This is a genomic window from Thioclava sp. PTB-PU3-1, from assembly GCF_055666785.1.
On record NZ_JBVNVL010000006.1, the window covers coordinates 178003 to 197981 of the forward strand.

Annotated in this window: 19 protein-coding genes; 8 read left to right on the top strand and 11 right to left on the bottom strand. The window is 66.0% G+C overall.

Going from position 1 to position 19979, the window contains the following annotated elements; translation table 11 throughout:
* Positions 1–80 precede the first annotated feature (80 nt).
* Positions 81–698, top strand: a complete 618-nt coding sequence (locus ACZ7GB_RS16280) for a sugar transferase (protein ID WP_472159523.1) — start codon at positions 81–83, stop codon at positions 696–698.
* The gene (locus ACZ7GB_RS16285; protein WP_472159524.1) at positions 695–2815 is read left to right on the top strand and encodes a polysaccharide biosynthesis protein; all 2121 of its coding nucleotides are present in this window, start codon (positions 695–697) and stop codon (positions 2813–2815) included. Before ACZ7GB_RS16280 ends, ACZ7GB_RS16285 begins: the two co-directional genes overlap by 4 nt.
* On the opposite strand, the gene truA is transcribed toward ACZ7GB_RS16285, so the two are convergent.
* Entirely contained in the window at positions 2777–3544 is a 768-nt protein-coding gene (gene truA, locus ACZ7GB_RS16290; protein WP_472159525.1) for a tRNA pseudouridine(38-40) synthase TruA, read from the bottom strand. The genes ACZ7GB_RS16285 and truA overlap by 39 nt on opposite strands.
* A gap of 142 nt (positions 3545–3686) precedes the next feature.
* On the opposite strand from truA, the gene ACZ7GB_RS16295 reads away from it, so the two are divergent.
* Positions 3687–4523 (top strand): EamA family transporter, encoded by an 837-nt coding sequence (locus ACZ7GB_RS16295; protein WP_472159526.1) that lies wholly within the window; start codon positions 3687–3689, stop codon positions 4521–4523.
* 4 nt (positions 4524–4527) lie between these two features.
* Here the strand turns inward: ACZ7GB_RS16295 and ACZ7GB_RS16300 are convergent, their stop codons facing one another.
* From ACZ7GB_RS16300 to fsa, 5 genes are all read right to left on the bottom strand, one after another.
* A complete protein-coding gene (locus tag ACZ7GB_RS16300) occupies positions 4528–5010 on the bottom strand; it encodes a hypothetical protein (protein ID WP_472159528.1) in 483 nt (160 codons plus the stop codon).
* Positions 5011–5069: 59 nt separating this feature from the next.
* Entirely contained in the window at positions 5070–5762 is a 693-nt protein-coding gene (locus ACZ7GB_RS16305; RefSeq protein ID WP_108722379.1) for a CDP-alcohol phosphatidyltransferase family protein, read from the bottom strand.
* A 42-nt stretch (positions 5763–5804) separates the two neighbouring features.
* The gene (locus ACZ7GB_RS16310; protein ID WP_472159529.1) at positions 5805–6725 is read right to left on the bottom strand and encodes a tyrosine recombinase XerC; all 921 of its coding nucleotides are present in this window, start codon (positions 6723–6725) and stop codon (positions 5805–5807) included.
* A complete protein-coding gene (locus ACZ7GB_RS16315) occupies positions 6725–7429 on the bottom strand; it encodes a DUF484 family protein (RefSeq protein ID WP_078542595.1) in 705 nt (234 codons plus the stop codon). The genes ACZ7GB_RS16310 and ACZ7GB_RS16315 overlap by 1 nt, the downstream gene beginning before the upstream one ends.
* Before the next feature lie 143 nt (positions 7430–7572).
* The gene (fsa, locus tag ACZ7GB_RS16320) at positions 7573–8223 is read right to left on the bottom strand and encodes a fructose-6-phosphate aldolase (protein WP_078542596.1); all 651 of its coding nucleotides are present in this window, start codon (positions 8221–8223) and stop codon (positions 7573–7575) included.
* 137 nt (positions 8224–8360) lie between these two features.
* On the opposite strand from fsa, the gene ACZ7GB_RS16325 reads away from it, so the two are divergent.
* The gene (locus ACZ7GB_RS16325) at positions 8361–10550 is read left to right on the top strand and encodes a primosomal protein N' (protein WP_472159531.1); all 2190 of its coding nucleotides are present in this window, start codon (positions 8361–8363) and stop codon (positions 10548–10550) included.
* Between the two features lie 7 nt (positions 10551–10557).
* Here the strand turns inward: ACZ7GB_RS16325 and ACZ7GB_RS16330 are convergent, their stop codons facing one another.
* The 4 genes from ACZ7GB_RS16330 to ACZ7GB_RS16345 all read right to left on the bottom strand — a co-directional run bounded on the left by ACZ7GB_RS16330 (position 10558) and on the right by ACZ7GB_RS16345 (position 12883).
* The gene (locus ACZ7GB_RS16330) at positions 10558–11130 is read right to left on the bottom strand and encodes a cob(I)yrinic acid a,c-diamide adenosyltransferase (protein ID WP_472159533.1); all 573 of its coding nucleotides are present in this window, start codon (positions 11128–11130) and stop codon (positions 10558–10560) included.
* Positions 11130–11333 (bottom strand): twin transmembrane helix small protein, encoded by a 204-nt coding sequence (locus tag ACZ7GB_RS16335; protein WP_078521361.1) that lies wholly within the window; start codon positions 11331–11333, stop codon positions 11130–11132. The genes ACZ7GB_RS16330 and ACZ7GB_RS16335 overlap by 1 nt, the downstream gene beginning before the upstream one ends.
* A 61-nt stretch (positions 11334–11394) precedes the next feature.
* Positions 11395–12234, bottom strand: a complete 840-nt coding sequence (locus tag ACZ7GB_RS16340) for an SDR family NAD(P)-dependent oxidoreductase (protein WP_078542598.1) — start codon at positions 12232–12234, stop codon at positions 11395–11397.
* A 121-nt stretch (positions 12235–12355) separates the two neighbouring features.
* Positions 12356–12883 carry an SH3 domain-containing protein gene (locus tag ACZ7GB_RS16345; RefSeq protein WP_472159535.1) on the bottom strand — a complete coding sequence of 176 codons (528 nt, stop codon included), beginning with the start codon at positions 12881–12883 and terminating at the stop codon, positions 12356–12358.
* A gap of 168 nt (positions 12884–13051) precedes the next feature.
* Between ACZ7GB_RS16345 and parC the strand changes: the two genes are divergently transcribed.
* Positions 13052–15280, top strand: a complete 2229-nt coding sequence (gene parC, locus ACZ7GB_RS16350) for a DNA topoisomerase IV subunit A (RefSeq protein WP_472159537.1) — start codon at positions 13052–13054, stop codon at positions 15278–15280.
* 132 nt (positions 15281–15412) lie between these two features.
* Here the strand turns inward: parC and ACZ7GB_RS16355 are convergent, their stop codons facing one another.
* Positions 15413–16786 carry a cytochrome P450 gene (locus ACZ7GB_RS16355; protein ID WP_472159538.1) on the bottom strand — a complete coding sequence of 458 codons (1374 nt, stop codon included), beginning with the start codon at positions 16784–16786 and terminating at the stop codon, positions 15413–15415.
* 167 nt (positions 16787–16953) lie between these two features.
* On the opposite strand from ACZ7GB_RS16355, the gene tuf reads away from it, so the two are divergent.
* From tuf to ACZ7GB_RS16370, 3 genes are all read left to right on the top strand, one after another.
* Positions 16954–18129 carry an elongation factor Tu gene (gene tuf / locus ACZ7GB_RS16360; RefSeq protein WP_078549290.1) on the top strand — a complete coding sequence of 392 codons (1176 nt, stop codon included), beginning with the start codon at positions 16954–16956 and terminating at the stop codon, positions 18127–18129.
* A 143-nt stretch (positions 18130–18272) separates the two neighbouring features.
* Positions 18273–19148 carry an alpha/beta fold hydrolase gene (locus ACZ7GB_RS16365; RefSeq protein ID WP_472159540.1) on the top strand — a complete coding sequence of 292 codons (876 nt, stop codon included), beginning with the start codon at positions 18273–18275 and terminating at the stop codon, positions 19146–19148.
* 123 nt (positions 19149–19271) lie between these two features.
* Complete coding sequence (locus tag ACZ7GB_RS16370) at positions 19272–19940, top strand: CatB-related O-acetyltransferase (protein ID WP_472159542.1); 669 nt, start codon at positions 19272–19274, stop codon at positions 19938–19940.
* The last annotated feature ends 39 nt before the right edge of the window (positions 19941–19979 follow it).

Here is a 19979-nt window from a genome sequence, read left to right on the forward strand (position 1 = left end):
GTTAACCGCATCGCAACTGCGACCTGCCTAGGCTTGCGGAAGTTTCGCCCCTTGTGGCTACCCGTAATTGGAGATTTGGCATGACCCCGGCCCGGCGCAGGCGTAAACGTCTCTTCGATCTGACGCTGGCGGTGCTGGCGCTGCCCGTGGTCTTGCCGCTGATCGCGCTGGTCTGGCTGGCCGTCGCGCTGGTGCAGGGGCGACCGTGGTTCTATGGCGGCGAGCGGATGCACAGTCCGACGCGCAGCTTCCGGATGTGGAAGTTCCGCACGATGGAGGCGGAGCTGGGCGATCACGGCATCACCGCCGGGCATAAGCGCGCGCGGATCACCCCGCTCGGGCAGATCCTGCGGCGGTGCCACGCGGATGAGTTGCCGCAAATCTGGAATGTCCTGCGCGGCGATATGAGCTTCGTCGGACCGCGCCCTCCGCTGCGCGAGGTGGTGGCGCGTTTCCCGCAGCTCTACGCGCAGGTGCTCGCAAGCCCCCCGGGGATCACCGGCCTCGCGAGCGTCCAGTTTGCGCAAAAAGAGGCGCGTCTGCTGGCGCGATGTCGGACGGCGGAGGAGGCGCGACGAATCTACGATCAGGCTTGCGTCACCGAGAAAGCCCGGCTCGATCTGCTTTACCAAAGACAGGCCTCGTGGCGGCTCGATCTGGCGCTGATCTGGCAAACTCTGTGCGGAGGGATCGCGTGAGGGGAGCGCTTATCGACAAGATCGCGACGCGCCTGATCGCGCTGTCGCGCCCGCGCAAGGCGGCTGTCATCGCGACGCTCGATGCGCTGCTCGCGATGGCGTGCCTTGCGTTGGTGTTGCAACTAACGCCTGCCTTGAGCCGTGGGGGCCTCGAGATGGATGCCTGGATCCCGGTCCTGATCGGGAGCGGTCTCGCCGCGGTGGCAAGCCTTGGCACCGGCTTGGCGCGCCTGCCCCTGAAGGATTTCGCCATGCTAGGGGCGGGAAAGTCGGTCGTCCTCTCCTGCCTTCTTGCACTGACCCTCTGGGCCGGCCTCGGATGGCAGGGCGGCGACACTGCGCTCTTCTTTGGTTGCGCGTTTCTATCGGGCATCGTGGTCCAGCGCCGGGCGCTTCTGGCGCTGACGGGATGGCTCTATCGACGCTCGAACGTCGTCTCGCGCATCGCGATCTACGGTGCTACGCCGGAGGGGATCGCGCTGGCACGGGCGTTGCGCGACCGATCCGGGTTTTTGACCTGCGCCTATCTCGACGACAGCCCGGTTTTGCGCGGCGCGACGTTGGACGGGGTGCCGGTTCTGGGTCCCGCGGCGCGCAAGGCGCTGATCCGCAAGTTCAATGTCGATCGCGTCGTCCTCGCCGATCCGCGCCTGCCCGAGCAGCGTAAGGCCGCGTTGGCGCGTGACCTCTCGCGCCTTGGATTGCTCTGCGAGGCGCTGCCGGATTTCGCCCTGCTGGTCGGCGGCGCGGATCTTGCCGCGCGGCTCGAACCGGTGCGCCCCGAGCGCTGGCTGGGCCGCTGTGAGATCACCGGGGGCGACCCGCCCGAGGCGGAGTTCTACCGCGGAAAATCCGTGCTCATTTCGGGGGCGGGCGGCTCCATCGGGGCAGAGCTTTGTCGTCAGATTCTCACCTGTAGCCCGGCGAAACTCGTCCTGCTCGAACTCTCGGAGCCCGCGCTTTTCGCCCTCCTGTCCGACCTGACGCCGCTCGCCGCCCGCGCGGGTGTCGACCTCGTCACCCGGCTCGGCTCCGCGGGGGACGCGGCGCTGGTGCGGGAGATCTTCGCGCGAGAGGCGATCGATGCCGTGTTCCACGCCGCCGCCTACAAGCACGTCGCACTGGTTGAGGAAAACCCGCTTTCCGGATTCGCGAATAACGTCACCGCCACGGTCTGCCTCGCGCGGGGGGCGCGGGCCGCGAAAGTTGCGCGGTTCGTGCTGATTTCCAGCGATAAGGCGATTGCACCTCGCTCGGCCATGGGTGCGTCGAAACGGATGGCCGAGCTGGTGGTGCAGGATCTTGCGACCCGCGCGGGCGCGACGGTTTTCTCGATCGTGCGCTTCGGCAATGTGATCGGCTCGTCGGGATCGATCGTGCCGATTTTCGAGCGGCAGATCGCGCAAGGCGGGCCGCTCACGCTCACCGATCCTGACGCCACACGCTATTTCATGACCATCGCCGAAGCGGCGCGGCTCGTGCTGATCGCCGGGCGCTGGGAGGTTTCGGGGCGGGTCTACGCGCTCGATATGGGCGCACCGATCCGGATCGGCGATCTCGCCCGGCAGATTGTCGAGGCGCGCGGGTTACGGCTGCGCGGGCCGGACTGCCCCGACGGCGAGATCGAGTTGTTGCGGATCGGTTTGCGGAGGGGGGAGAAGTTGCACGAGGCCCCCGTGACCGGCGCGCATAGCTGCGCGACTGCGCATCCGAAGATCACGCATGCGCCAGTGGCCCACCTCTCGGAACGCGAGACCGCCCTGCTTCTGCGTGATCTAGATGTGGCTGTGGCGCAGCGTTGCCGAGAGCGGCTTGAGGAACTCATATCGACGCTGCGGCGAATTGAGGGCGATGCCCTAGCGCCGCTCGTTTTGGACGAAGCGTCGCGTCTACAAAGCGCGGACGCGCGGGAAATCGATGTCACCGCGAAGGGCTGGCGCCGGCAAAACGGAACGCCCGGAAGCGAAGTGGCAAGCGCCGTGAATGAGGACGCGGCGTTCGTCCCTGCTGAAACGCGCGGCGTCGCCGTGCCAACACGAATGCCGTTTCTTCCCGCCCCGCCCGGCGCGCGGGGCGCGTCAGGCGAAGGGGTCGCTCGGATAGCCGACCGCGCTTAGATAGAGCCCCTGCGGCGGGCAGACCGGTCCGCAAGCGGCGCGGTCGCGCGCGGCGAGCGCTTCGCCCACGCGCTCGGGCGGCCAGGACCCGGCGCCGACGCGCTCCAGCGTGCCGACGATCGAGCGGACCTGATTGTGCAGGAAGCTGCGCGCGCGCAAATGAAACCGGACCTCGCGCCCATGCGGGATGTCGATCGCCTCGATCCGGATCTCGTCGAGCGTTTTGACCGGCGAGTTCGACTGGCACATGGTCGAGCGGAAGGTGGTGAAGTCATGATGTCCGATCAGATGCGCGGCCCCTTCACGCATCGCCTCGATATCGAGTGGGTTGAGCACCTGCCAGACCAGCCCGCGGTCATGGGTCACCGGCGCGCGGCGTTGCACGAGCCGGAACAGGTAGCGCCGCTCTAGTGCAGAAAACCGGGAGTGGAATTCGTCTTCGACCCGGGCACAGGCGAGGATCGCGACCGGCGCGGGGCGCAGGTGAGAGTTCAGCGCCTCCGACAGCCGGAACGGGTCCCAATCCTTCGTCAGATCGGCATGGGCGACCTGCCCCGTCGCGTGAACACCCGCATCGGTGCGACCGGCCGCCGCGATCGTGTGGGGGCCGGGTTCGAGCTTCGCCAAAGCGGCCTCGACCGCGCCCTGCACCGAAGGCTGATCGGCCTGACGCTGCCACCCGGCAAAGGGGCCCCCGTCATATTCGATTTTGAACGCGTATCTCGGCATGGATCGCCCATAGCCCGAGCGCGCACCGTTTCGCAATCCCCTCCCGGTCCCGCGCCGCGATTGCGGGCCCCTGCACGGGGCGGCTTGCCCTTGTCATAACCCGGAGCTACCGATTGCCGGTCGGGCAGAGAAGGGTGCGGATATGAGTTTGACGATCATGGCGGCGGTGCTGGGCGCGGCCTTCCTGCATGCCCTGTGGAATGCGCTGATCCGTCTGGGCGGCTCGAAAATCCGCGCCATGGTGATGCTGTCCATTGCCGAGGCTCTGATCGGGCTTGTCGTGGCCCTGTCGCGACCGCTGCCGGACAGTGCCGCGCTCGGCTGGATCCTCGCCGCGGGCGTGATCCATTTTGGCTACAAGTTCTTCCTCGCCCATGCCTATGAGCAGGGCGATCTGAGCCGGGTCTATCCGATCGCGCGCGGAACCGCGCCGATGATGGTAGCGATCGTCTCCGCGGCACTGGCGATCGATGCGATCAGCGGGCTCGAATATGCGGGGATCGCGGTGCTGGGGCTCGGGATCGCGTTGATGGCGCGTGGCGTGTTCACCGATGGCGAAAGTCGCCGCCTGCTTCCCTATGCGCTGGGCTCGGCGCTGGCGACCGCGAGCTATACGCTGGTCGATGGGATGGGTGCGCGCATCTCGGGTGAGCCCGTGGGCTATGTCGGATGGATCATGGTGTTGGGCGGGGTGTTTTTCGCGATGGGCATGGTCGGGCTGCGTGGGACCGCGATGCTGCGCGCCGCGCCACGCGAATGGGGGATCGCGACGCTAGGGGCCGCGGCCTCCTATGCGGCCTATGCGATTTCGATCTGGGCGATGACCCGTGCGCCGATCGCGCTGGTCGCGACCCTGCGCGAGACCTCGATCCTGTTCGCGGTGCTGATCGGCTGGCTCGTCTTCGGCGAGAAGATGCGGATGACGAAGGCGCTGGCAGCTCTGTTGATCGTGTCGGGCGTGGTGCTGACGCGGGTCTGAGCGATTAAAATCGCGGCTGGCCTTGCGCGTCGCAGCTGCTCGGCATGGCGTCGTCCGCCGGGCGCGCGATCAGGTGCCCGGTCACGACTTGCAGCGGCGTGAAGGGCGGTTCCTGAATCGCGGGCTGGATCTGGCGGGTCACATAGCAGCCGCCGAAGCTCTCGGTTTTGCCGTCACCCGTCCGGGCGCTCACCGTCACCCCGAGCGCGGTGTAGATCGAGCCTGCCGCGCCTTCCGATGTCACCGGGCCGATCGTGACCGAAGCCTCGGCGGTGTCTGCATAGCCTTTCGCGAAATCCGCATAGGCGCCGTTCTTTTCGGGATCGGCGAAATAGCTCCAGGCGCGGGCGTAGTGATGCATCGAGATCGCGTTATAGAGCGAGCGGATCAGCGCGGACGGGGTCGAACGGTCGTCGAGATAATCCGGCGTCGCCATGGCCGATTGCGCGGAAAACACGAGAGCCAGAAGTGCGAGACTGCGGCGCATGCGACCTCCGTTTCGCGGCCCGTGCGGCGTGGGTCGCCGCGCCGGGGCCGCAGTTCGAGTCAGCTTCGCTCGGGCACGAGTTGTTGCACGATGCCGACGAGCAGCAGGTAGATGGACGTGACGACCAGCCCCCAATGCGCCCAGCTTGCCGGATCGAAATCGACCCATGCGGCCCAGCCCGCGAAGAAGGTCCACAAAAGCGCCATCGGCAAGGAGACCACGCGCCAGCGCTTCGTGCGCACGGGGTGGATGAACTTCAGCGGTAGGAACATCGCGATGGCGAGCGCCACGACGACGAGCAGGATCGTCCAATAGCCGGGCTTTAGCGCGAACAGCACCAGTACCAGCATGTTCCACGCGCCCGGGAAGCCCTGGAACGAGTTGTCCTTCGTCTTCATCCGGGTGTCGGAGAAATAGACGACGCTGCCATAGGTGATCGCGATGATCGCGAGCCAGCCCGTCCATCCCGGCAGCAGGCTCGACTGGAACAGCGCGAAGGCGGGGATGAAGACATAGGTCAGATAGTCGATGATCAGGTCCATCAGGACGCCGTCATAGAGCGGGAAATTCGCCTTCACATCATAGCGCCGCGCGAGCGGGCCATCGATCCCGTCGACGAAGAATGCGGTGACGAGCCAGAGGAACATCAGCGCCCATTCGCCCTCTGCGGCCGCGAGAAGCGCGAGCATCGACAGCACGGCGCCGGTGGCGGTGAGGAGGTGAACGAACAGGGCTTTGATGCGGATATCCATCTGCCCGTGATGCCGGATTTGCGACGCAGGGGCAAGCGAACTTCAGGCGCGCGGATGGCTCTTGTCGTAGATTTCCATTAGCCGCGCGGCATCGACGGCGGTGTAGATCTGGGTCGTTCCGAGGCTCGCATGGCCCAGCAGTTCCTGAATGGCGCGCAGGTCGCCGCCGGCCGCCAGCAAATGCGTCGCGAAGCTGTGGCGCATCGCGTGCGGGGTCGCCGTGGAGGGCAGGCCCAGCGACATGCGCGCCCGCTCCATCGCCTTGGAAATCATGCGCGGATTGAGCGGCTTTCCGCGTGCGCCGTAGAACAGTGGGGCATCCGGCTCGGCGGGGTAGGGGCACAGGCGCATGTACTCCGCGACGGCATCGCGGGCGGCGGGCACGACCGGCACGAGCCGCTCCTTGTCGCCCTTGCCGCGGATGCGCAGCACCTCGGGCAGAGGATGAGCGTCGGCGCGCAGGGCGAGCGCTTCGGAGATTCGCAGCCCGCAGCCGTAGAGCAGCGTCAGAACAGCGGCGTCGCGCGCGGCGATCCACGGTTCCATCGCCTGCGTGTCGACCTGTTCGATCATCCCGGCCGCGGCGTCCTCGTTCAGCGGGCGCGGCAGTTTGCGCTGATATTTCGGGCTGCGGGTCGAGAGGATATGGCTCGCATCGAACCCGTCGCGATCGGCGAGCCAGCGGATGAAGCTTTTCACCGAAGAAAGCGCGCGGGCGAGCGAGCGCGACGAGACCTCTCGGCCGCGTTCATGCGCCATCCAGGCCCGCATATCGGAGGGGCCAAGTTCTGCGATCCGGGCGGTGCCCAGGCTCTCGCCATGATGGGTTTGCAGAAAACCCAAGAAGCTCGCCACGTCGTGCCGGTAGGCGGTGATAGTGTGATCGGAGGCGTCGCGCAGCCCGCGCAAATGGCTCAGCCATTCGGCGAGCGCGTCTTGCAACCCTGCGGACGGCTCCGCCATCAATCCAGCCAGCGCCGCATCGTGCGTTCGAATACGCCCGCGAAGAAGGCCAGAAGGTCGGTGCCTTGCGACGGTTTGAACTGATGCGGGTCCTCGGCGGCCATGACCAGCATGCCGGGCAGGCGGCCCTCGCCCAGATCGAGCTGCATCAGCGCCTCGGAGCGCACCCAGTTCGCCGCCTCGCCGAAGATCGCCTCGGAGCCCGGCACGGTCTGGCGCAGCACAACCTGTCGCGGTTGCCCGCCACGCCCGCCGCGCATGTATTCGGTGATGAAGCCGGGTTCGGCAACGCAGAGCACCTCGCCCAGCTGGCGCAGCGCCGGGTCGTTCTCGTTCTGGTGGCTTTCCAGCACGAGGCGGACGGCGTCGACGCGCAGAATCTCGGCCACTTCGGTCGCGAGGTTGGACAGGAAGGACTGGAAGTCATGCGGGTCGAGCATCCGGAGCACCGCGCGGTGAATCTGGTTCGTGCCTGCGAGGTTCTCATAGGCTGCGGCGATGACAGACCGGTGGGTATCTTCGAGCCGGTCGAGCCGCGCCTCGAGCCGGGACATGGCCGCGCCGCGCAGGTCGACGATATTGCCGCCCATCGCGGCCTCGTTCGCAGCGATCAGCGCCCGCATCAGGTCGCGGTCCTCGAGAATCACGTCAGGGTCGGAAATGATCTTGTCGCGGAGTTGCTCCACGAGGGCCGGTTCGGTCATGCCTGTCTCGTCGCTGGTCGATGCATCATTTTTTCCAAGCATACACGATGCGCCCCGCGACGCAGTCGAAAAAATCGGCCCGCTCGACGAAAAAGGCCCGCCGGAGAGGCGGGCCTTTGTTGTATCGGACTCACGCGAGAAGATCAGATCTTCTGGCCGGTCGCTTCCCAGTCCTTGAGGAATTGGGCCAGACCCTTGTCGGTCAGCGGGTGGTTGACCATCGACTTGATGACCGCCGGCGGTGCGGTGATCACGTCGGCGCCGATGCGGGCAGCGTCGCTGATGTGGTTCACCGAACGGATCGACGCGGCGAGGATCTGGGTCGTGAAGTCGTAGTTGTCATAGACCGTGCGGATGTCCTCGATCAGGTTCATCCCGTCGAGGTTGATGTCGTCGAGACGGCCGATGAAGGGCGAGATGAAGGTCGCGCCCGCCTTCGCGGCGAGGATCGCCTGCGCGGTCGAGAAGCACAGCGTGACATTGACCATGTGGCCTTCGGATGCGAAAGCCTTGCATGCGGTCAGGCCGTCCCAGGTCAGCGGAACCTTGATCGCGATATTGGGGGCGATCTTGGCGAGCTTCATACCTTCTTCGATCATGTCCTTGGCTTCGGTGGCCACGACTTCGGCCGAGACCGGCCCGTGGACCATGTCGCAGATTTCTTTGGTGACTTCGAGAATGTCGCGGCCCGATTTCAGGATCAGCGACGGGTTGGTGGTCACGCCATCGACCATGCCCAGATCGTTGAGTTCCTTGATCGCGGCGGTGTCGGCGGTATCGACGAAGAATTTCATGGCAGCTCTCCTTGGCAGCAGTCGCGAGCGTGTTAGCGCAAAAGTGGCGACGGCGAAAGAGGTCGCAGCAGGACGGGGGCTCCGCCCCGCGGCTTCGCCGCTCCCCGGGATATTTAGCGCAGTTGGAAGGCATGGCGATGTCTGAACCCGGTTGGTTCGAAGAGGGCGCGCGGGTCGCGGTACTGACGGCGGAGCCGATCGGGCGCCCGCTCGATTATCGCGCGCCGGAGGGCGGTTGTTTCAGCGGGGCTTTCGTCGAGGTGCCGCTGGGGCCGCGCAAGGTGCTCGGCGTGGTCTGGGGGGCGGGCGAAGGCGGTTTCGATGCCGCCAAGCTGCGCGCGGTGAACCGGGTCTTCGACGTGCCGCCGATGCGCGACGAGCTGCGGGTGTTTTTGGAGCGGATGGCGGAGTACACGATGACGCCGCTGCCGCAGGTGCTGCGTCTGGCGACGCGCGCGCCGGGCTTGGGCGATCCGCCGGGGATGCGCAAGATTTACCGGCTGGGCGACCGGGAGCCGTCGCGGATGACCGATGCGCGGGCGCGGGTGCTGGAGGTGCTGGAAGAGCATGGCGGTGCGGGCTTCTATCTGAGCGAGTTGGCGCATCTGGCCGGGGTGACGACGCAGGTCGTGAAGGGGCTGGTGAAGACCGGCGCGCTTATCGAGGCGGAGGTGCCCCGCGATCAACCGTTCCCGCGGCTCGAACCGGCCCTGCCCGGCAAGGCGCTGTCGGAGGCACAGACCACGGCGGCGGAGGCTTTGCGCGCGGGCTCCGGGGCTTATTCGACGACGCTGCTTAAAGGCGTGACCGGATCGGGCAAGACGGAGGTCTATCTGGAGGCGGTCGCGGAATGTCTGCGCAAGGGGCGGCAGGCTTTGGTGCTGTTGCCCGAGATCGCGCTGAGTTCGGAGTTTCTCTCGCGGGTCGAGGCGCGGTTCGGCGCGCGCCCCGGCGAGTGGCATTCCGGGGTCACGCAAAGCGAGCGGCGCAGGCTGTGGAAGGCCTGCGGGGCGGGCGAGGTGCAACTTGTCGTAGGAGCGCGCTCGGCGCTGTTTCTGCCGTTCCGCGATCTGGGCCTGATCGTCGTCGATGAGGAGCATGACAGCTCCTACAAACAGGAGGAGGGCGTTCTCTATAACGCCCGCGACATGGCGGTTCTGCGCGCCTCGGGCTGTTCGGCGCAGGTGGTGCTGGCCTCGGCGACGCCAAGCCTCGAGACATGGGCGAATGCAGAGGCCGGGAAATATCAGCGGCTCGATCTGGGCGCGCGGTTCGGCACGGCGGAATTGCCCGAGATGGGCACGATCGACATGCGCGACGAAGCGATCGAGAGCGCGCATTGGATCGGGCCGACGCTGGTGAAAGAGGTTCTCGCGCGGGTGGCCGAAGGGCAGCAGGCGATGCTGTTTCTCAACCGTCGCGGCTATGCGCCGGTCACGATCTGCCGCGCCTGCGGGCATCAGATCGGCTGCGATCATTGTGACGCGCGGATGGTGGAGCACCGTTTCCTCAAGCGGCTCGTCTGCCACCAATGCGGCGAGACCAAGCCGATCCCGGTGAAATGTCCGAGCTGCGAGGTGGAGGGAAAGCTCGCCCCGGTCGGGCCGGGGGTGGAGCGGCTGGCCGAGGAGGTCGCGGAGCGCTTCCCCGAGGCGCGTCTGGCGGTGCTGTCCTCGGACCTGTTCGGCTCGGCCCGCGCGCTGAAGGAGAAGATTGCCGAGATTGCACAGGGCGAGGCGGATATCATCATCGGGACGCAGATCGTGGCGAAAGGGCATAACTTCCCGCGGCTGACGCTGGTGGGGGTGATCGACGCCGATCTTGGTTTGCAGGGCTCGGATCTGCGCGCGGCGGAGAAGACGTTCCAGCTGATGCGGCAGGTGGCGGGCCGGGCGGGCCGCGCCGAGGAGAAGGGCGCGGCGCTGTTGCAGACCTACCAGCCCGAACACCCGGTGATCCGCGCGATTCTGGGCGGCGACGAGGAGGCGTTCTGGGCGCAGGAGGCCGCTGCTCGGCAGGCGCAGGGCGTGCCGCCTTACGGGCGGATGGCTGGGATCATCCTGTCGGGGCCGGATTTGCAGCCGCTGTTTGAGGTGGGCAACCACCTCGCGCGCAACGATGCCGCGCTTCGCCGGATCGGGGCGCAGGTCTTCGGGCCCGCGCCTGCGCCGATCGCACGGGTGCGCGGGCGGCATCGGGTGCGGCTCTTGGTGAAGGCAGAGAAAAGCGCGCCGCTACAGGGCGCGCTCAAGGCTTGGCTCAAGGGGCTGAAGCTGCCGACCAATGCGCGGCTCGCGGTCGATATCGATCCGCAGAGCTTTCTGTAGGGGGCGCTTAGCGGCTCCCGCCTGGAACCCAGAGCACATCGTCCTTGCCGTCGTCATTCGCGATCCGGGCAGCGACGAAGAACCAGTCGGACAGGCGATTGAGATATTTCACCGCCCATTCGTTGACGCCTTCTATCGCGGCCAGTGACACGGTTTCACGCTCGGCACGCCGTGCCACGGTGCGCGACATGTGCAGGTGCGCGGCAAGCGGCGTGCCGCCCGGCAGGATGAAGCTGCGCAGCGGCTCCAGCTTCTTGTTCATCGCGTCGATCTCGGTCTCGAGCCGGGTCACCTGAGACTCGACCATGCGCAGGACCGGGTAGCCCGCCTCGTCGTCATGCTCCATATCGGGGCGCGCCAGATCGGCGCCCAGATCGAAGAGGTCGTTCTGGATCACGGAGAGCTGCTTTTGCAGCGCCTCATCCGCATGCAGGCGCGCAATGCCCACGGTCGCGTTCAGCTCGTCCACGGTGCCATAGGCGGTCACGCGCGCGGAATGTTTGGCGACGCGCACTCCGTTCGAGAGCGCGGTTTCCCCGGCATCGCCGGTGCGCGTGTAGATGCGATTGAGAACGACCATCAGCCACCCCTTCTAAGATAAACGAACAACAGGATCAGTGCGATCGCGACCGCCTGGGCGGCAATGCGCAACCGCATCAGCTTGTTGGCGTGTTTCTTGTTGAAATCGCCCCCGCGTCCGAAGCCCGCGATGCCGATCATCAAGATCACCAGAACCGCCAAACTCGCCAGAGCGACGACATAAAATAACGGGTCGTTGCGCATGTAGTCTCTCTCCCTCTGGGCTCAAGACATAGCTGGAGATCACGAAAATGCGAAAGGATTTTCAGCCCTTGTCCAGCACCCAGTCGAGCATCCGGTCCGGCAGGAAGCGACGCACGACGCTGATCGCCTTGGTCGGCGTGGTGATCTTGTAGCGCGGCTTCGGGTTCGGGGCCTCGAGCGCCTTGAGGATCGCCTTGGTCACCTCGGAGGGCGGCAGTTCGAACGTGTCGGGCTTGCCGCGGCTTTGGTAGAGGCGCTTGAGCAGACTTCCCTCGTATTGCGCGCGGCGGGCGGAATTCTCCCAATCCACCCATTTCTCGAAAGGCGGGATCGAATTGACCCGGATTTTCGAAGTGATCGGGCCGGGCTGGATCAGTACGATCTTGATATCCGTATCGGCCATTTCGAGCCGCATCACATCGGTCAGCCCTTCCAACGCGAATTTCGTCGAGGCATAGGCTGCGCGCCATTTCAGCCCGACGAAGCCCAGCACCGAGGAGCATTGCAGGATGCGCCCCTCGCCATTGTCGCCCTGCGCGCGCATCACCTTGATCGCGCGGGTCGTCAGGTCGTGAAGGCCGAACAGGTTGGTCTCGAAGATCTCGCGCAGCGCGCCGGGGGGGATGTCCTCCGCAGCGCCGGGGCAGGCGAAGGCTGCGTTGTTGTAGAGCGCGTCGAGCCGACCGTGCCCGCGCGCGAGAGCCTCGTTGAAGCCCGCCTCGATGCTTTCGGGATCGGCCACGTCGAGCTGGAACGAGATCAGCCCTTCGGAGCGCAGGCGCTCGCAATCCTCTTCACGGCGGCAGGTGGCGAAGACTTTCCAGCCCGCGGCTTTCAGCCCGTGGGCCGCGTCGTAGCCGATGCCCGAGGAGCATCCGGTGATCAGGATCGTCTTGGCCATGCGCGCGCCTTCCCTCTGATCCGGCGACGCAAAGGAAAACCCGCCGGAGATTTGCCTCCGACGGGGGTATTTCGAGCCATTTGAAAAGGCAAGATTTTAGCGGCTGGCAGGCCGGTTTAGGTCAATTTGCCGGGCGCAGGTACTTCTTGGAGACCCAGCCTTCGGTGCCGTCGCCCTCGATCTTCACATTCGCCCAGCCGCCGATCTCGGCCACGACGAGCACTTCGTCGTTCTTGCGGACGCGGTCGATCACGCTGTCGCTGGTGGACGGGCCGGAGCGCACGTTGAGCGCATTGGCAGACACGCTCCAGAGCGTGCCGCCCTCGACTTTCGGCGCCGAGGTGTCGCGATATTCCGGCGACGGTTTGAGCTCCGGGCCCGGCATCCGCGTGTTCGGCGTGACGCGCGTGATCAAAGAGGCTTTCTCGATTTTCGGCGCGTTGGCTTGCGATGCGGCGGCAGCCTTCGCGACAATTTGAGGAGCTTCGCTGGCCGAAAGCTCTTGATTGTCGCTCGCGGCGCGTGAGACCTGTACGGTGTCATTCGACGTGGCCGCAGAGGCCTGTTCGACGTTCCCGGGAACGTCGCGTCCGGCGATGGCCATAACGGCGTAAATACCCGCCAAAGTGGTCAGCAACAACTTGCCCATGATCAACCCCCTGATTCCGATTGGCAGCTGGGGAAGCGTGAAAATATTAACACGATTCTCTCTGCTCTACGTCGGTGAAATTCCGCCGACGGGGGAAAAGTTCCGTGGAAATTCTTATTACTGCTTTTCCCGCTGGACCGGGATCGGGTGCGGCTTTAGTAAATCGGCATGAGCAGTGACGAAGAAAATCCCCTCTCCACCAGTTCCGAACCGCTGAGCCGTGCGATTGGCGAGCGCTATCTGACCTATGCGCTCTCGACGATCATGCACCGGGCGCTGCCCGATGCGCGCGACGGGTTGAAGCCGGTGCATCGGCGCATCCTCTTCGCGATGCGCGAGCTGAAGCTGTCGCCCACCGGCGGTTTCCGGAAATCCGCGAAAATCTCGGGCGACGTGATGGGGAACTACCACCCCCATGGCGATGCCGCGATCTACGATGCGATGGCGCGTCTCGCGCAGGATTTCGCGATGCGCTACAAGCTCGTCGACGGGCAGGGCAATTTCGGCAATATCGACGGCGATAACCCGGCAGCCTCGCGTTACACCGAGGCGCGTCTGGCGTCCCCGTCCGAGTCGCTTCTGCAAGGTCTGGCCGAGGACGCGGTCGATTTCCGTCCGAACTACGACGGCACGCTGACCGAGCCGGTCGTGCTGCCCGCCGCCTTCCCGAATCTCCTGGCCAATGGCGCAAGCGGCATCGCGGTCGGCATGGCCACGAATATCCCGCCGCATAACCTTGGCGAGCTGGTCGAGGCCCTCTTGGAGATGATCAAGCGTCCTGACATCACCGATGACGAGCTGGTCGAGCATATCCCCGGCCCCGATTTCCCGACCGGCGGCGTGCTGGTCGAGCCGCCCGAAAATATCCGCGACGCCTATCGCACCGGCCGCGGCGCGTTCCGCCTGCGGGCGCGTTGGGAGAAAGAGGAACTGGGCCGCGGTCAATGGCAGATCGTCGTCACCGAGATCCCCTATCAGGTACAGAAATCGAAGCTGATCGAGCGTCTGGCCGAGGTCATTCAGACCCGCAAGGTGCCCGCGCTGGCCGATGTGCGCGACGAGAGCGCCGACGATATCCGCATCGTGCTGGAGCCGAAATCGCGCACCGTCGAGCCCGAGATGCTCATGGGGATGCTGTTCAAGAACTCCGATCTGGAGGTCCGGTTCTCGCTCAACATGAACGTGCTGATCGACGGGCGGGTGCCGAAGGTCTGCTCGCTCAAGGAGGTGCTGCGTGCCTTCCTCGATCACCGGCGCGAGGTGCTGCTGCGCCGCTCGCAGCACCGGATGGACAAGATCGATGCGCGTCTCGAAGTGCTCGAAGGCTACATCATCGCCTTCCTGAACCTCGACCGGGTGATTGAGATCATCCGCTACGAGGACGAGCCCAAGGCGATGCTGATGGCCGAGTTCGAGCTGTCCGACGTGCAGGCCGAAGCGATCCTCAACATGCGCCTGCGCAGTCTGCGCAAGCTCGAGGAAATGGAGCTCAAGCGCGAGCGTGATGCGCTGATCGAAGAGCGCTCGGGGCTCGAAGACCTGCTCGCCTCCGAAAAGCTGCAATGGAAGACGATCGGCGGCGAGCTGAAAGACATCGACAAGAAATTCGGCCGCAATGCCGAGGGTGGCGCGCGGCGCACCGGCTTCGCCGAGGCCGGCGAGGTCGAGGAAGTGCCGATCGAGGCGATGATCGAGCGAGAGCCGATCACCGTGATCCTGTCGAAGATGGGCTGGATCCGGGCGATGAAGGGTCACAACGCGCTCGATGCCGAGGTGAAGTTCAAGGATGGCGACGGGCCGATGTTCGCCATGCATGCCGAGACCACGGACCGGATCGTCGCGATGGGCTCGAACGGTCGTGCCTATACCGTGCTCGGGGCGAATCTGCCCGGCGGGCGCGGCATGGGCGAGCCGCTGCGGCTGATGGTCGATCTGCCGAATGAGGCGGAGGTGACCCATCTGCTGCTGCCGAAGGCGGGCGAGAAATATCTGCTGGCCTCCTCGGATGGCGACGGCTTCATCTGTCCGGGCGAGGAGCTCGTGGCGCAGACCAAATCGGGCAAGCAGGTTCTGAACATGAAGGGCGCGGCGAAAACCACCGTCTGTTCGAAGATCGACGGCGATACGGTCGCCTGCGTCGGTCAGAACCGCAAGCTGCTGGTCTTTGCGCTTGAAGAACTGCCCGAGATGGCACGCGGCAAGGGCGTCCGGCTGCAGAAATACAAGGATGGCGGGCTGAGCGATGCTCAGACCTTCACCCTGGCCGATGGTCTGAGCTGGAAGGATCCGGCGGGCCGGACTCGGACCGAGACCGATCTCGCCGAATGGACCGGCAAGCGGGCCTCGGCGGGCCGCATGGCGCCGCGCGGCTTCCCGCGGGACAACAGGTTCACCTGAGGCTTTGTCTGAGGGATCGTCCGGGCAGGCCCGGTCGATCCGCCAGGGGGCGCTGCCCCCTCTTGCCCTGCAGGGCAATTCACCCCCGGGATATTTTCGCCAAGGCGAAGGGCGCGTGTTTGCTCTCGCCCGTCACGCGCGCTCTGCCGTCAGCCAGATGCCGCCCTTCGGGCGTGTCGTCAGGATCATCTCCGGCACAGGCTCGCGTCCCGGCACGGCGGTGAAGCGGAACCGGGCGAGGAGCGTGGCGAGGATGATCTGTGCCTCCTGCATCGCGAAGCCCGCGCCGATGCAGATGCGTGGCCCGGCCCCGAAGGGCAGGAAGGCGAAGCGGTCATGCGTCGGATTGGCGAAACGGTCTGGAAGGAAGGCATGCGGGTCCTCCCAGAGCGCATGGTGGCGGTGCAGCGCGTAGATCGGCAGCATCACCGTGTCGCCCGCGCGCACCTCGCGCCCCAGAAGCGTGTCGGGTTTGCGCGCCGTGCGCGACAGGAAGCCCGCAGGCGGGTAGAGGCGCAGGCTTTCGTTCACGATCTGCGCGACGAGGGGCATCTTCGGCAGGTCATCGACGGTCGCCGCGCGCGCGCCGAGCGCGGCCCGCGCCTCGCTGCGGGCGGCCTCCTGCACCTCCGGGTCGAAGGCGCAGAGATAGAGCGCCCAGGCGAGCGTCAGCGCGGTCGTCTCGTGGCCTGCGACGATGAAGGTCAGCAGGTTGTCGCGCAGCTCGGCCGGGCTCATCTCGCGGCCGGTTTCGGGGTCCTGCGCGCCGTCGAGCAGGTCCAAAAGGTCGGGCACCGCCTTCGCCTCGCCCGCGCGCCGGGCCTCGATCGCGCGGTCGGCATGGCGCTTGAGGTCGCGCACGACGCCCGAGGAGATCACCCGATGCGGGCGCGGCACCCAGGCGGGCAGGGCGAAGAGATCCAGAAGCGAGACCTTCGCGGTCTGCGCGATATAGGCGTCGATCGCCCGATGGATCGCGGCGCGGTCGAAGCCCTCGTCGCCCGAGAAGGTCACGTCCGAGATCACCTCGAAGGTCGCGGCTACCATTTCCTGATGCAGGTCCACCGCGCGGCCGGTATTGGCGGCGGTGCTGATGCGCGCCGCAGAGGCCTCCGCTGCGGCGCCCATGACGGGGGCGAGCGCCTCCATGTTGCGCGCGGCGAAGACCGGAGAGGCGGCGCGGCGCTGCCAGCGCCATTCGGCCCCTTCGGCGACGAATAGACCTTCCCCTACGGCAGGGCCGAGAATGAGCTTGGTCACCACCGATTTCGGATAATCCTCGACGCGTGTCTTGAGGATGTGGCGCAGGCTGTCGGGGTCCATCACCATATGCCAGCGCGCCCCGGTATTGCCCGAGATGATCGGCGCATGGGTTGCCAGTTCCGGTATGATTTCCAACAGGTTGCGCCGCGCGGCGCGGAAGCTCGCGAAGATGCCCAGCGGATGCTCGGCAAGGGGCGCACGGGCCGGAAGGCGGTGGGTGTCGTCTGTCGCAGCGTAATCCATGACGAGATGGTAGTGCGGCGCCGGTCGCTGCCCAAGCGAAACCACGAACACAGACAGGGGAAACCCTGCATTCCGGGCTTGATTTTTCCCCGCCAGCGCAATAGGTAGCGCGCGATATTGACTCGGGCTCGCTGCTAGCGGCCCCCTAACCAGAGGCGCCCCGCGAGATGGCAAAGGAAAAGTTTGAACGTAACAAACCGCACGTCAACATCGGCACGATTGGCCACGTTGACCACGGCAAGACGACGCTGACGGCTGCGATCACGAAGTATTTCGGTGATTTCCGCGCGTATGACCAGATCGACGGCGCGCCGGAAGAGAAGGCCCGCGGGATCACGATCTCGACCGCACACGTGGAATACGAGACCGAGTCGCGTCACTACGCGCACGTCGACTGCCCCGGCCACGCCGACTACGTGAAGAACATGATCACGGGTGCAGCGCAGATGGACGGCGCAATCCTGGTCGTGAACGCAGCTGACGGCCCGATGCCGCAGACCCGCGAGCACATCCTGCTCGGCCGTCAGGTCGGCATCCCGGCGATGGTTGTCTACCTGAACAAGGTTGACCAGGTCGACGACGAGGAGCTGCTCGAGCTCGTGGAAATGGAAGTTCGCGAACTTCTGTCGTCCTACGACTTCCCCGGCGACGATATCCCGATCGTCAAGGGTTCGGCTCTGGCCGCGATGGAAGGCCGTGACCCGGAAATCGGCGAGAACTCGATCCGCGCGCTGATGGAAGCTGTCGACAGCTACATCCCGACGCCGGAGCGCGCCGTGGACCAGCCCTTCCTGATGCCGATCGAAGACGTGTTCTCGATCTCGGGCCGTGGTACGGTTGTGACCGGCCGCGTCGAGCGTGGCGTGATCAACGTCGGCGACGAACTGGAAATCGTGGGTATCCGCGACACCACGAAGACGACCTGCACGGGCGTCGAGATGTTCCGCAAGCTGCTGGACCGTGGTGAAGCTGGCGACAACATCGGCGCGCTGCTGCGCGGTGTGGACCGTGACGGCGTCGAGCGTGGTCAGGTTCTGTGTAAGCCGGGTTCGGTTAAGCCGCACACCAAGTTCGAGGCTGAAGCCTACATCCTCACCAAAGAGGAAGGTGGCCGTCACACCCCGTTCTTCGCGAACTACCGTCCGCAGTTCTACTTCCGCACGACGGACGTGACCGGCACCGTGACGCTGCCCGAGGGCACCGAGATGGTCATGCCGGGCGACAACCTGAAGTTCGAAGTCGAACTGATCGCTCCGATCGCGATGGAAGACGGTCTGCGCTTCGCAATCCGCGAAGGTGGCCGCACCGTCGGCGCCGGCGTCGTCTCCAAAATCATCGCGTGATCCTCGGATCATAGCGATTTGCGAAGGGCCGCCCGGTTGGGCGGCCCTTTTGCTTTGCGTGAAGGGCCTGTGCGGGTGGTCGTAATCGCGGGCGTGTCGCGCTAGGTCTTCTGCAGGGCGGACCATGGGGGAGGATGCGGGACATGGCAGAGGCAACTGCGGCACGCGAGTGCCATTGGGATATGGACGGGCTGCGGGTCGCGGGGCGCGCCTGGGGGCCCGAGGACGGTCTTCCGGTCTTGGCGCTGCACGGCTGGATGGATCATGCGGGAAGCTTTGCCGCGCTCGCGCCGCGGCTCGAGGGTTGCCACGTCGTCGCGCTCGATCTGAGCGGGCAGGGCCTGAGCGGGCATCGCGCGGCCCATGCGAGCTATAACATCTGGGATGACCTGCCGCAGATCCTGCGGGTGCTCGATGCTCTGGGCTGGGAGGAGTGCGTTTTGCTGGGCCATTCGCGCGGCGCCAATATCTCGGCGCTGCTGGCAGCGGCGATGCCGGAGCGGGTGCGGGGTTTCATCGCGCTCGATTCGCTGGCCCCCGAGCCGGTGGCGCAGGGTTTCGTCACAACGCTGCGCGCCTATCTGACCGAGGTGCCAACGCAGGCGGCGCGGCCTCCGCGCCGTTTCCCGACGCGTGAGGACTATATCGCGCGCCGCGCGGGGCAGGGCAATGCCCGCGCGGTGGCCGAGGCGCTGGCGGAGCGTGCGCTGGAAGAAGGTCCGGAGGGCTGGCATCTGCGCGGCGACCGGCGGCTGTTCGCGAGCTCTGCGGTGAAGCTCGACCGCGACGACGTGGAGGCGGTGCTGCGGGCGATCCGCGCGCCGGTCCTTAACATCTGGGCCGGGGACGGGATCCGGGCGCAGCGCGAGGGCACGGCGGAGCTGGCGCAGTGGGGGGCCGAGCTGGTCGCCGATTACGAGAGCATCGAGATCGCGGGCGACCACCATTTCCACCTCGACCCGGAGGCGGCGGAGCAGATCGCGGAGGCGGTGAAGGGCTGGCTTGCGCGCAAGCTGTGAGAGGGCGGCTGGCGCGGCCCCGTCGCTTGCACTAGACTGATGGGACGCACGATGGAGGCTCCGATGGACAAGACCCTTTTCTGATCCCGTTTCCCTGAAACTCTGATCGAGAGAGGTCTCTCCATGTCTGCCCATCCGCTGCCGCGGCGCTTTCCTGCGCCCGATACCCGCAATCCTGTCCTGTTGCCCGACGGCACCCCGCATGAACCGACTGTGTTTCTGCAGGCTGTGATCGACCATCCCAATATCGAGGTCGGGCTCTATGCCTATTACAGCCCGCTTGCCCCCGTGACGGACGCGGCGGCGGAGCTTGCGCCTTACCTCTATCCCGGCTGTCCCGAGCGGCTGGTGATCGGGGCTTTCGCGCAGATCGCGCATGGGGTGCGCTTCATCACGGCCTCGGCCAATCACCCGATGGGCGGGATCACCACCTATCCGTTTCGGATTTTCGACATGGAGACGGCCGGGAAATATCTCGAGGAGAATGCCGCGATCGGCGACACCGTGATCGGGCCGGATGTCTGGCTCGGCTTCAACGCGATGGTGATGCCCGGTGTGCGCATCGGCGCGGGGGCGATCGTGGCGGCTGGCTCGGTTGTCGCGCAGGACGTGCCGCCCTTTGCCATCGTCGCGGGCAATCCGGCGCGCGTGGTGCGGTCCCGGTTCAGCCCCGATGAGGTCGCACGATTGCTCGATCTGGCGTGGTGGGACTGGCCGGTCGAGGCGATCCAGAGGGCGTTGCCGGCGCTGGAGGCGGGGGGTGTGGCGGCGCTGGCCGAACACGCGCCTTGAGCGAGAGGCTTGCCGCTGCGCGCAACGACGCTAGGCTCT

Bases quoted from the DNA above. Each gene is read 5' to 3' on its own strand.
- ACZ7GB_RS16310 (WP_472159529.1), bottom strand. From the start codon at position 6,725: ATGGCGGAGCCGTCCGCAGGGTTGCAAGACGCGCTCGCCGAATGGCTG.
- ACZ7GB_RS16335 (WP_078521361.1), bottom strand. From the start codon at position 11,333: ATGCGCAACGACCCGTTATTTTATGTCGTCGCTCTGGCGAGTTTGGCG.
- ACZ7GB_RS16300 (WP_472159528.1), bottom strand. From the start codon at position 5,010: ATGCGCCGCAGTCTCGCACTTCTGGCTCTCGTGTTTTCCGCGCAATCG.
- ACZ7GB_RS16325 (WP_472159531.1), top strand. From the start codon at position 8,361: ATGTCTGAACCCGGTTGGTTCGAAGAGGGCGCGCGGGTCGCGGTACTG.
- fsa (WP_078542596.1), bottom strand. From the start codon at position 8,223: ATGAAATTCTTCGTCGATACCGCCGACACCGCCGCGATCAAGGAACTC.
- parC (WP_472159537.1), top strand. From the start codon at position 13,052: ATGAGCAGTGACGAAGAAAATCCCCTCTCCACCAGTTCCGAACCGCTG.
- ACZ7GB_RS16315 (WP_078542595.1), bottom strand. From the start codon at position 7,429: ATGACCGAACCGGCCCTCGTGGAGCAACTCCGCGACAAGATCATTTCC.
- tuf (WP_078549290.1), top strand. From the start codon at position 16,954: ATGGCAAAGGAAAAGTTTGAACGTAACAAACCGCACGTCAACATCGGC.
- ACZ7GB_RS16305 (WP_108722379.1), bottom strand. From the start codon at position 5,762: ATGGATATCCGCATCAAAGCCCTGTTCGTTCACCTCCTCACCGCCACC.
- ACZ7GB_RS16355 (WP_472159538.1), bottom strand. From the start codon at position 16,786: ATGGATTACGCTGCGACAGACGACACCCACCGCCTTCCGGCCCGTGCG.
- ACZ7GB_RS16330 (WP_472159533.1), bottom strand. From the start codon at position 11,130: ATGGTCGTTCTCAATCGCATCTACACGCGCACCGGCGATGCCGGGGAA.
- truA (WP_472159525.1), bottom strand. From the start codon at position 3,544: ATGCCGAGATACGCGTTCAAAATCGAATATGACGGGGGCCCCTTTGCC.
- ACZ7GB_RS16340 (WP_078542598.1), bottom strand. From the start codon at position 12,234: ATGGCCAAGACGATCCTGATCACCGGATGCTCCTCGGGCATCGGCTAC.
- ACZ7GB_RS16370 (WP_472159542.1), top strand. From the start codon at position 19,272: ATGTCTGCCCATCCGCTGCCGCGGCGCTTTCCTGCGCCCGATACCCGC.
- ACZ7GB_RS16295 (WP_472159526.1), top strand. From the start codon at position 3,687: ATGAGTTTGACGATCATGGCGGCGGTGCTGGGCGCGGCCTTCCTGCAT.
- ACZ7GB_RS16345 (WP_472159535.1), bottom strand. From the start codon at position 12,883: ATGGGCAAGTTGTTGCTGACCACTTTGGCGGGTATTTACGCCGTTATG.
- ACZ7GB_RS16365 (WP_472159540.1), top strand. From the start codon at position 18,273: ATGGCAGAGGCAACTGCGGCACGCGAGTGCCATTGGGATATGGACGGG.
- ACZ7GB_RS16280 (WP_472159523.1), top strand. From the start codon at position 81: ATGACCCCGGCCCGGCGCAGGCGTAAACGTCTCTTCGATCTGACGCTG.